Genomic DNA, 9738 nt, shown 5'->3' with positions numbered 1-9738 from the left:
TTCTCCCAGGTGACTTGTCAATACAGGGGGTATAGACTGTTTCGTCATGACGAGGCGATCCCGCAGGTCAGCGGCAGAAATAGTGCGAGCGATCATCTACGCTCGCGTCTCGAAGGACGAAGGCCGTAGAGGTCGCTCATGCAAGGAACAGGTCGACGCCTGCCTGAGCGACTGCGAGTACGAGGGGTGGGCGGTTCCACTTCCCCCGTTCGTGGACAACGACCGGGGAGCAACCCGGTACTCGAAGGGCACTCGCGTCCAGTTCGCGGCGCTGTGGGACGTGCTGGGGAAAGGTGACGTATTGGTGGTGTGGGAGCCATCGCGCATCACCCGCGAACCCGGGGAGTTCAGCAAGTTCGCTGACATGTGTGGTGAACGCGGTGTGCTGTTGTACTACGACGAGCGTTTGTGGGACCTGAACGACGACGATGACAGGAATCAGGTCTGGCAGGACATCATCGACGCGGCCAAGGCGGCGGCCAAGACGCGCAAGCGGACCAAGCGGGCGATCGACGCGAACATCGTGGCCAAGAAGCCGCACGGCAAACGCGCTCCCGGTTACCGGATCGTGCGTGACGCCGATGGTAATTCGATCGGGCGGGAAGTGGATCCGCTGAAGCAACGCGTATTGGTGGAGGCGGCCGAACGGGTATTGCCGCCGGGCCTGGAATCGGCGTCCAAGGTGGCCAAGGATCTTCAGAAGCGCTGGCGGGACGCGGGGGGTAAGGGCAGTTTCGCGGGAAGAGATCTCACACGGTTTCTTACCAATCCCACGCTGTTCGGGTTGTATCACCATGAGGGGGTCATAGACGGCAAGGGCGATTGGCCAGCACTCCTTCCGCTCGAGCTGTTCGACCCGCTTCGTGCGATTTTGCTCGATGGGTCACGCCTGACGCATCAGGGCAGTGAGAACAAGTGGTGGTTGACCTACATCGCCCGGTGCGGGAAATGCCTCGAAATGGGCGAGCCGGGAATCATCGGGCGCAAATTGGTGAACAAGCGCGGTAAACGGTTCGATCAATATGTGTGCCAGGGGTACTTCCATGTAGCACGGGGGCGTCCGGTTGTGGATGCCTATGTCGAAGAGCTGTTGATGCAATTGCTCGAACACCCGGACACGCTGGCGAAGCTGTCGGCGAAGGATGCTGAGGACAGGTCGTTGATCGATGCGGAGCTGGAAACGATCGAGCGTCTGACGGCGGCGAAGAAGGGTTTCCTTCGGGATGCGGCCAAGCGGTTGATGTCCGCCGACGCGGTCGCCGATTACGTGGAGCCGATCGAGGCCGATATCAGGGAGGCGCAGAAACGCGTCACGGCGTTGACCAGGCCGGTGGACCCGGTGCTGGCTGACGCCATTGGTCCCGATGCGCGGCGCACGTGGGCGGAACGCTCCATCGTGCAAAAGCGGGCCGTGGTCCGTGCCGCCATGACGATCACGATCGTTCCTGTTGGCGGGGGACGGCACGGGCGGTTGGGGGTGGAGGCGCGCCCGGTGAAAGCCCTGGCGGGTTAGGGGCTTTCCTGGGGGCGCTCCCCGCTATTGCCTGGTAGGGGGCGTGGGGGGTCACAACCTGATATACCTCGGATGATTGCCTCCAGTTAGCCATCTAGGTGCAGGGTGTGCGGGTCTTCGGCGCGAATCTTCCGGATGAAAAATATGCACGCAAATATGACCGTTTCCATCGAGGGCGATGCGCTTCGGCGGTATGCCGGAATCGTGCAGTTCGTGGCCTTGCTCGCCGATTGCCTGATCGACGGGGCCGGTCGAAGCTGGAGGCCCGCCAGCAAGTAGGGCTACCGACCAGTTTGTAAAGGTGAAATGTGTTTGCCAGCAAGTTAATTGACGATAGGCGGTCGCGGCCGTCAAAAACCGCCCGGCGTGTGTGACTTGCAAACCCCACCAGGTCACTCAGGTTGTTATTAGCATCGGATTTCCGACCGCTCGTTACGTGAAGCCAACCGCGTAGCGGCGGTGACGCAGGCCGGTGCTGTAGCGGAAGGCGGAACGGGTGACTGATATCGACGCCAGGGGGTTTGACGCGGCCCAAGTCGACGCGGTCGCCGGGATCGCCGAACTACGCCCATACGGAACGGTCGATCCCCACGGGGACGGCGTGATCGTCGGTAGCGTGGTCATCATCGGCACACAGGTAGCGGTGATCCCCCGGTACGGGCTGACCGACGCCCAGCACGCGACGCTGATCGCGTACGCGGAACGAATTTGGGCGCGCGGCCGGGAGGGGTCCGGGTGGCGCTTCGACCATGAGATCGGGGGATGGGTGACCGGGGTGCGGATCGGCTACTCTTCCCGATTCTCCGTCGCTGCCAGCTCCGCCAGAACATGCGGGCCCAGCCCGGCATGGTGCGTATCGGATTCGGTGACTGTCGTGACGCCCACGGGTTGTCCGTCCGGGCCGTAGTTCACCAGGTCGGCCGGTGCGACAAGCTCGCTGTCCACCTGTGCGACCAGAGCGGCGATCGTCGTGTTCAACGCCTTGGCAATGGCACACAGCTGCCTCACGTCAATTGCTGTCCGAGGCCATTCGATATCCCGCAGGGCCTCTATCGATAGGCCGGTCGCGGCGGATAATTGTGGACGCGTCATGCCTATTTCTTCCCGTGCGTCACGGATCGCGGCAGCGACCATGTGAGTCGCCGGATCGATTACGCGCGCACCTCTCGGCATGGCTCAAGCGTAGCTACCCATGTGGGTAGGGCGGTAGAGGCACCGCGTGGTGAGTCGGTCACATCTTGCATCCGCCGCCCACACGAGCCGATTGCTTTTCTGGACAGATGACCTGCTCGAAAGAAGTGTCAGCAACCCTCTTGCAAGTGGTCTATATACACCAGTAACGTCGCTCACATGGGTAGGACCGGAGCGTTATCCCATCTCATCGCAGCCCGCGTACGCGCAGCTATCGATGCGTCCGGTGAATCGTGGGCCAGTGCGGCAGAACTTTCGGGCGTAGCGCGTGAAACGTTGCGCCGCAAGCTGACTGACACACATCCGTTCAATATCGACGAACTGGAAGACATCGCGACCGCGCTGGGACTCCCGCGCGATTACTTCTTGCTCGCGGCCCAGCGGACGGGGACGCCATGAGCGCGCCACGTCCACCGGTCGACCCGGCCATGCAGGCATGGATAGACGACCAGAAGAGCCATTTCCAGCCCTCGGACATGGATGCGGCCGTACGGCTTCTGCGTGGCTATGAGCGCGCCGACCGTGAACGCCAGCGGCGCGAGGGGGAGGCCGCGTGAGCGCGCCGGTACCCGTTGTCCGGCGGGATCGGGGTCCGAAAAGGGCTCGAGCCGAACCGGCGGGCGCAGCCCTGACCGATCCGACCCGACCACCAGGCGCGTTGCAGCGCGCCGTCGACCTATGGGCCAGAGGAGTGTAACAGTGAACGCAACGATCTTGAAGGCTTCCGGGCTAGAGCCCATCAGAAGTGTATGCAGCACAATCGAATTCGAAGGTATCCGGCTGGTGGAGCTGCCGGGGTACGAGGGGATCTACTCCGGCATCGCGCACCTGAACGTGGGGCTGGCCGACCGGTTGCTGGAACTCAACACCCACAACCGGCGCGTGCGCATCGGCAAAGTCGCGGAGCTGGCCCGGGGTTTCCGATCCGGGGACTGGCAGCTCAATGGTGAGGCGCTGAAGTTCGACCGGCTGGGCCGGATGATCGACGGCCAGCACCGGTGCACGGCGGTGCAAGAGGTCGGGCGGGGTGCCTATCCGTCGGTGGTCATCTGGGGCCTGGAACCGAGCAGCCAGGAAACCATGGATCAGGGTTTGCAGCGCACGGCGTTCGAAATGCTCACCCTGGCGGGCGTCGATGCCGATGTCACCCTGGCCGCGACGATCCGCCTGTTGATCCGCTGGCGCGAAGGGCTGTTGTTCTCCGCGCCGCGTAGCGCCCGGGTCACCAATACCAGCGTCGTGTCGTGGGGCAAGGACAACCCGGAGGCGATCGCGCGGTTGCGGGAGCTTGCCCGGCGCGGATACCGCCGCGTCATCGGCACCCCGCCGTCGGTGGCGATGACGGTCGCCTTCGTCCTGGATCAGATCGCCCCCAAGACCCTCGAGGAGTTCTATTCCGGGCTGATCTCCCCGGTGGGGCTGCCCGACGGCAGCCCGATCCTGGCGCTGCGCAGCCGCCTGGAACGCATCGTGATCACCCGGCTGGATCTGCCGGAGCGGGAGGTCATCGGCTACTACCTGTCGGCCTGGAACGCCTTCCGTGAAGGGCGGTCCATGGCGATGATGCAGGGCCCGCGCGGGGGGAAGTGGACCCCGGAGACGTTCCCGGTGCCGAAATGACCTGCCCCTGTGTCAAGCCCCCGCGCCGGTGTCAGCCCCTGGCGCGGGGGCGCACACCCCGAAGCGCCGTGACTGTGGCCATGTCCGCGCTTCGGGGTGTGCCTCCAAACCGCAGACATACCGACGCCCGGAGCGCATCGCATGTCCACCGAACGGCCAGTCTACCGGCGCGACGCACAACCGTTGTCGCGCAACCGAACCCGGCAGTGTTTGCGGCGTCTGCGCACCCTGGTGCGCAGCCCGCTGGGGGCCGAGGCGATCGCGGAGCTGTTGGCGGCGTTGATCGGGTCGCTGTGAAGAGCCTGGCGCAACGGGTGGTCGAGGCGTTCGAACGCGCTCTTCACCAGTGGCCGGACCGCGACGGCTCCGACGAGGAGGAGCCCCAGGACGGTGAGTCGTGATCAGTGAGCGGGCGTTCAGTGAGCGGGAGCTGATCGAGCGTGAGGCCGAGGCATGGGGCTGGCATTGCCGACGCGGCGGTGCCTGGACCTCCCTGGCGCGTGAGGAATTCCGGTTGGCGATCGACTGGTCCGACGCCTGGCAGGCCACGGCGGCGGAACTGTCGGTGTCCGGGGGGACCGGGGTCGCGCGGCGGAGCTGGCGGTCCAGCAGTGTCACTCCGGGGCAGTGGGCTCTGGGGCTGATCCGCCGCCCGGTGATCGCGCGATCGGACCGCGTGACCGAAACCATCGCTCAGACACAGCAATTCAGCCTCGCCGTGGCTTCAGCGTTGATCGCGACGGCCATGGAACTGCGGCGGCTGGCCCTGATGCTCGACCGCGCCGCACCGGCGGCGCGGTCGTCGCTGCATGCCGAGGTCCGCAGGTACGCAATCGAACTGGATTCGGAGATACGTCACGCCTATCTGGACACACCCACCGCCAGCGCGGTCGCCAGGCTGCGCGAAACCCTGGAGGAGTCACGATGATCATGACGGCGGAAGAACATTATGAACGCGCTCTGAAACTGTTGCCGGAGACCGGTTTCGAGAGCAACGACAAGCTGTGCATCGCGGTCGCCCAGGTTCACGCGGAGCTGGCGCGCTACCGGCTGGCGGCCGAGGATCGCTGTTCGCTCGAACACGTCGCGCGGATCGCCGAATGCCTGGTGTCCAACCCGCCGGAGAGCGAGTTGCACACCATCGGGAAGGAACTCAGCGCGATCGTCGGTGCCCCGTGAAGGGGCACAAGCTCTTCGCCGAAGAGCAAGTGCTGGAGATCTTGCGCTTGCGCAAGCTGGGCCCGGCGGCGATCGCCCGGCGGATAGGCACCGACACGCTGACGGTGCGGCGCATCCTCATCGGCGAGACCTACCGGAGCCTGACCCATCAGGACAGCGCGGGACGGCTGTGCCGGTGCGCATCGTGTTCCACCACGCAACTGGGCGACGCGAACGTCGACTACGTGCGGTCCATGCCCGTCACCTTGCCGTGCGTGTTCTGCAACGCCCCGGCCACGGTCACCGTCGCCAGAGTCCTGGCCACCCATGGGCTGTTCCCCTGCACCAGCTGTGACGGAAGGAAGGAATGAACCACCCCAAGATGACGCCCTCACGGGTGCGTCTGCTGCGCGAGATCGTCACCGAGGTCGGGACGTATCCGGCCGGGACGGCGCTGATGGCCACCCGCGCCCCGGACGCGTGGCTGTTGCACCTGTCGCTGCCCGATCGCGACGGAACCGTGCACCTCGAACCGGTGCCGCTGACCTATGTCCGGTATCACGCGCGCGCCGCCACCGCCGACAAGCGCAAGGCCGCCGCGCACGAGGACTACAAGTTCGCGCGCGAGAGCCTGAATTTCGACGATGAGCAAGCGACGCTGTGGTTGCAGCGCGAGTACCGGGTGTCGCTGAAGACGTTGCGCATGTGGGGATTTCACACCGCGAAGCTGGAGATGGCCGAACGCCGGGCCCGGCGGGCGGCGTCGTGAGTATCCATCGTGACCCGGCACCGATGGCCGGTGCCGTGGTGCGCGCCGATATCGGCCGTGGCCCGGAGTCGCTGCGGATCGAGGATTGGTGGGATCGGGTGTCGGGCGGGTCGTGGATGTTCGCCGACGGCAACCCCGCCGCGCTGAAATACGCGATCCGGTCCGGGCTGGCCGGATTGCCGATCGACAACGACGTCGTCTACGGCAAGGACGACAGCGGGTTCGGCCAGCTCATCCACGTCAGCGAAGTGCTGCCGTGAGCGATGCCCAGGAGTGGCGGTTCGCCTTCGCCGACGGTGACGCCACCACCGTGCTCGAACTCGACCCCGGCGGGCGGGTCCGCGTGTACGGCTACGACGGCGACGACCTCATCCACTGCACCAGTCACAGCATCGACACGGCGAAGATCATGGCAGATGCGTTGCGGCACATGACATCTCACGCCGATCGCGGACGGAGGAAGGGTCAGTGACCGATTACACGATCAAGCGGGACTTTTTCCAGCGCCCGTGGATCACCACCGACGGCGGGCCGCTGCAATACCGGCCCGATCGCAAGAGCCCGACGAATGCTGTTGCCTACACCAGGATTTCGACGCTGGCCGAAACCCTGGACGACAAGTCCGGGCTGCTGGACTGGGCGGCGGCCAACGCGGCCCTGGGGGTGGTCCGCGACCCGGCCCTGTTCGCTCAGCTGGCGCACCTGACCTCCGCCCACCGTGACCCGTGGAGTGTGCCGGAGGCCAAACGCCAGCTCAAACCCCTCATCGCGCGGGCCCAGCAGGTCGCGGGGTCCGACGACGCCGCCGGGATGGGGACGGCGTTTCACGGGCTGGCCCAGCTGGTCGATGAGGGGGTCGACCCGGAGTTCGCCCCGCCGCACCTGCGGCCCTGGATCGCCGAATACCGCGCAGCGTTGTCCGGGTGGGAGGTGCTGGACTGCGAGCCCTTCGTGGTCGTCGATGAGATCCAGGGCGCGGGGTCGATGGATCGGCTGTTGCGGCACAGGGCGACCGGGCGCGTGGTGTGCGCGGACATCAAGACCGGCCGCGCGGACCCAGACTTCCCGCTCAAGGTGACGATGCAAGTGGCGATGTACTCCCGTGGCCAGCGTTACGACCAGGAAACCGGTACGCGCGCACCGCTGCATCCCGATGTCGATCTTGCCCACGGGCTGCTGATCCATGTCCCGATCCGCAGCGGTGAACCCCGCGCGGCGCTCTACCCCCTGGACCTCACGGAGGGCTGGGAGCTGGCGCAGATCGCGGTGCGGGTCCGGGCGGCCCGCAGGATGCCCAAGCTGGCGGCGGTCGCATGAGCCGCCGACCGCCGTCGCATCGGCCGACGGTCAACAAGCGCAGCCGATTCGGGCACCGCATGTGGTGGGCTGAGTGCCCGTGCGGCTGGTATCAGGGCTGTCACGACAAACGCGACGCCCAGCAGTCGGCGGCCGATCATCGGACGCGCATGACGCCCACGGAGGTGAGCGTATGAGTGAGGACACCCAGCTGGCGTTGCTGCGGGAACCGTTCTCCGCCAACCAGATCAACAAGCTGCCCAAGCCGTTTTCCAAGGATGCCAAGCGCGGTAGCTGTCATGAGTGCGGCGGCTACCACGGCTTGCCCGCGCTGCACCTGGACTACGTCGGGCACGCGGCACTGACCCATCGGCTCCTCGATGTCGATCCGCGCTGGAGCTGGGAGCCGCTGGCCCTGGACGATCGCGGCCTGCCGGTGTTCGACGCCAACGGCGGGCTGTGGATCCGGCTGACCATCTGTGGGGTGACCCGGCTGGGTTACGGCGACGCGGAGGGCAAGCGGGGCGGCAACGCGGTCAAGGAGGCGATCGGCGACGCGCTGCGTAACGCGGGCATGAGATTCGGTATGGCCCTTGACCTGTGGCACAAAGGCGACTTGCACGACGCCAGTGAGAAGCGCGGCACCGTGCCCCCGGACCAGGCGGCCGACCTCGCGCGTGCGGAACTGCTGGCGGTACTGCGCCGTGTCGGTATCGAACCGGCCGAGGCGGCCGACCGGTTTGTGGCCGAAGGGCACGGCCTGATCGATCGCAGCACCGACGCAGCGGCGATCAAGGCCCTGACCGCGCACTACTTGCGCATCGCCGGGGAGGAGGCGTGAGCGAACCGTTTTCCCCGGTGCACATCGAAGAGTCGATCCGCAAGTGCGCCAACCGGATCGCCAACAGCGTGCGGGTGTGCGCGGACGCCTACGCGAATTTCCTCGAGGCCGACCGGAACTACGACTGGGCCTATGCCAGGGCCTACGGCAGGGCCGACTGCGCGGCGCACGAACGCAAGTACATCGCCGAACTGGCGACCACGCAGGAACGCACGGCGCGCGACGACGCCGACGTCGTCTACCGCCACGCCGACCGCAAGGCCAAGGCGTTGGAGGCGGAGTTGCGGGCATGGCAATCGGTGGGCGCGTCGGTGCGGATGATGTACGGCGTCGCCGGACGGGGGGAAGGCGCATGAGCTACGACGCGGTGACCACGATTTCGGCCCGCCATCGCCATCACTCCCGCTACGGCACCGGCTACACCCTGTGCGACCTGGTCGCGATCCGCCCCGGCGAATGGGGCAATATCGACCGCGCCTGGATCGACGCGCTGCCCGCGTGCCTGGGCTGTGCGCGTGTGGCCTCCCAGGAGGAGGCGTGAACGCCCGGCAGTCGTGGCCGAAGATCCCGCCGCGACGGGAATCGAAGTCTCCCAGGCACTCCCGCTCCGGCCCGGCCACGGCGGTACGGCGCAAGGTGTGGGCGCGGTCGGGACGCTGCTGTGAACGCTGCGGCATCGGCTGCAACACCTTCTTTCGCACCGCCGGGGAGATCCACCACCGCCGCAACCGATCCCAGGGTGTGGACAACAGCCTGGCCAACCTGGTCCTGCTGTGCCACCTATGCCACGTCTGGGTGGGTGCGGACCCGAAAGCCGCTGCCACGCAAGGCTTTCACCTCGAACAGGGCGACATCCCCGAGAAGACGCCGGTGCTCTACGGCGGCGAATACACCGAGACGTACGGACGGCGCTGGATGGTCCTCAGCGCCGACGGCGGGGTCGATCCGGCACCGGAGGACCCACCACCCCCACAGGAAGGAAACGCATGACAGATACCCCGCCCGCCGAGGAGGACGACCGGGTCATCCGGCCGTTCGCCGATTTCCTCGTCGAGCTTCGGCACGGCGCGGTCCACGGCGAACTCAGCGCGGCGTTGCACGACCTGATCGCGTCGGTGCAAGCGACCGGCAAGGCCGGAACGCTGGCGCTGACTCTCAAGATCGGCATGCACAAGGGCACACGCATGTTGTGCATCGCCGACTCAGTATCGGCGAAAACACCTGTCCTGGAACGTGATACGTCGCTGTATTTCATCGACGGTGACGGCAATGCCAGCCGTGACGATCCCCGTCAGCTGGCGTTCGAGGGCATTCACATCGTCAATCCGACCAACATGAAAAGGGCATGAA

General features: G+C 66.1%; 19 protein-coding genes. 18 read left to right on the top strand and 1 reads right to left on the bottom strand.

Going from position 1 to position 9738, the window contains the following annotated elements; genetic code table 11:
- Nucleotides 1-46: 46 nt before the first annotated feature.
- Nucleotides 47-1513 carry a recombinase family protein gene (locus tag ACFQ9K_RS41765; protein WP_378714125.1) on the top strand — a complete coding sequence of 489 codons (1467 nt, stop codon included), beginning with the start codon at nt 47-49 and terminating at the stop codon, nt 1511-1513.
- Nucleotides 1514-1669: 156 nt separating this feature from the next.
- Nucleotides 1670-1792, top strand: coding sequence for a hypothetical protein (locus ACFQ9K_RS41760; protein WP_378714123.1), 123 nt, complete (start codon nt 1670-1672; stop codon nt 1790-1792).
- A gap of 507 nt (nt 1793-2299) precedes the next feature.
- Here the strand turns inward: ACFQ9K_RS41760 and ACFQ9K_RS41755 are convergent.
- A complete protein-coding gene (locus ACFQ9K_RS41755; RefSeq protein ID WP_378714121.1) occupies nt 2300-2686 on the bottom strand; it encodes a helix-turn-helix domain-containing protein in 387 nt (128 codons plus the stop codon).
- Between the two features lie 177 nt (nt 2687-2863).
- On the opposite strand from ACFQ9K_RS41755, the gene ACFQ9K_RS41750 reads away from it, so the two are divergent.
- The 16 genes from ACFQ9K_RS41750 to ACFQ9K_RS41675 all read left to right on the top strand — a co-directional run bounded on the left by ACFQ9K_RS41750 (nt 2864) and on the right by ACFQ9K_RS41675 (nt 9737).
- Complete coding sequence (locus ACFQ9K_RS41750) at nt 2864-3103, top strand: helix-turn-helix domain-containing protein (RefSeq protein ID WP_378714119.1); 240 nt, start codon at nt 2864-2866, stop codon at nt 3101-3103.
- A complete protein-coding gene (locus ACFQ9K_RS41745; RefSeq protein ID WP_378714118.1) occupies nt 3100-3261 on the top strand; it encodes a hypothetical protein in 162 nt (53 codons plus the stop codon). Before ACFQ9K_RS41750 ends, ACFQ9K_RS41745 begins: the two co-directional genes overlap by 4 nt.
- 226 nt (nt 3262-3487) lie before the next feature.
- A complete protein-coding gene (locus ACFQ9K_RS41740) occupies nt 3488-4324 on the top strand; it encodes a hypothetical protein (RefSeq protein ID WP_378714115.1) in 837 nt (278 codons plus the stop codon).
- 141 nt (nt 4325-4465) lie between these two features.
- On the top strand, nt 4466-4621 hold the full coding sequence (locus tag ACFQ9K_RS41735) for a hypothetical protein (RefSeq protein WP_378714114.1): 156 nt from the start codon (nt 4466-4468) through the stop codon (nt 4619-4621).
- Nucleotides 4622-4838: 217 nt separating this feature from the next.
- Nucleotides 4839-5252 (top strand): hypothetical protein, encoded by a 414-nt coding sequence (locus tag ACFQ9K_RS41730; RefSeq protein ID WP_378714113.1) that lies wholly within the window; start codon nt 4839-4841, stop codon nt 5250-5252.
- Between the two features lie 2 nt (nt 5253-5254).
- A complete protein-coding gene (locus ACFQ9K_RS41725) occupies nt 5255-5503 on the top strand; it encodes a hypothetical protein (RefSeq protein WP_378714110.1) in 249 nt (82 codons plus the stop codon).
- On the top strand, nt 5500-5853 hold the full coding sequence (locus ACFQ9K_RS41720; protein WP_378714109.1) for a helix-turn-helix domain-containing protein: 354 nt from the start codon (nt 5500-5502) through the stop codon (nt 5851-5853). The genes ACFQ9K_RS41725 and ACFQ9K_RS41720 overlap by 4 nt, the downstream gene beginning before the upstream one ends.
- Nucleotides 5850-6251 (top strand): hypothetical protein, encoded by a 402-nt coding sequence (locus tag ACFQ9K_RS41715; RefSeq protein ID WP_378714107.1) that lies wholly within the window; start codon nt 5850-5852, stop codon nt 6249-6251. The genes ACFQ9K_RS41720 and ACFQ9K_RS41715 overlap by 4 nt, the downstream gene beginning before the upstream one ends.
- Complete coding sequence (locus ACFQ9K_RS41710; protein ID WP_378714106.1) at nt 6248-6511, top strand: hypothetical protein; 264 nt, start codon at nt 6248-6250, stop codon at nt 6509-6511. Before ACFQ9K_RS41715 ends, ACFQ9K_RS41710 begins: the two co-directional genes overlap by 4 nt.
- Nucleotides 6508-6723: a hypothetical protein gene (locus ACFQ9K_RS41705; RefSeq protein WP_378714104.1), complete on the top strand. Its 216-nt coding sequence runs from the start codon at nt 6508-6510 to the stop codon at nt 6721-6723. The genes ACFQ9K_RS41710 and ACFQ9K_RS41705 overlap by 4 nt, the downstream gene beginning before the upstream one ends.
- On the top strand, nt 6720-7568 hold the full coding sequence (locus ACFQ9K_RS41700; RefSeq protein WP_378714103.1) for a hypothetical protein: 849 nt from the start codon (nt 6720-6722) through the stop codon (nt 7566-7568). Before ACFQ9K_RS41705 ends, ACFQ9K_RS41700 begins: the two co-directional genes overlap by 4 nt.
- Before the next feature lie 172 nt (nt 7569-7740).
- Nucleotides 7741-8388 (top strand): hypothetical protein, encoded by a 648-nt coding sequence (locus tag ACFQ9K_RS41695; protein ID WP_378714101.1) that lies wholly within the window; start codon nt 7741-7743, stop codon nt 8386-8388.
- Nucleotides 8385-8744: a hypothetical protein gene (locus ACFQ9K_RS41690; protein ID WP_378714099.1), complete on the top strand. Its 360-nt coding sequence runs from the start codon at nt 8385-8387 to the stop codon at nt 8742-8744. Before ACFQ9K_RS41695 ends, ACFQ9K_RS41690 begins: the two co-directional genes overlap by 4 nt.
- Nucleotides 8741-8929, top strand: coding sequence for a hypothetical protein (locus tag ACFQ9K_RS41685; RefSeq protein WP_378714098.1), 189 nt, complete (start codon nt 8741-8743; stop codon nt 8927-8929). Before ACFQ9K_RS41690 ends, ACFQ9K_RS41685 begins: the two co-directional genes overlap by 4 nt.
- Nucleotides 8926-9378, top strand: coding sequence for an HNH endonuclease (locus ACFQ9K_RS41680; RefSeq protein WP_378714097.1), 453 nt, complete (start codon nt 8926-8928; stop codon nt 9376-9378). Before ACFQ9K_RS41685 ends, ACFQ9K_RS41680 begins: the two co-directional genes overlap by 4 nt.
- Entirely contained in the window at nt 9375-9737 is a 363-nt protein-coding gene (locus tag ACFQ9K_RS41675; protein ID WP_378714095.1) for a hypothetical protein, read from the top strand. Before ACFQ9K_RS41680 ends, ACFQ9K_RS41675 begins: the two co-directional genes overlap by 4 nt.
- Nucleotide 9738: the final 1 nt, after the last annotated feature.

The sequence above is a fragment of the Nocardia sp. NPDC056564 genome (assembly GCF_042793755.1).
In the GTDB taxonomy this organism is placed as follows: Bacteria; Actinomycetota; Actinomycetes; order Mycobacteriales; family Mycobacteriaceae; genus Nocardia.
The sequence above is the reverse complement of the archived record's forward strand: the minus strand, read 5'-3'. Positions and strand labels throughout refer to the sequence as shown.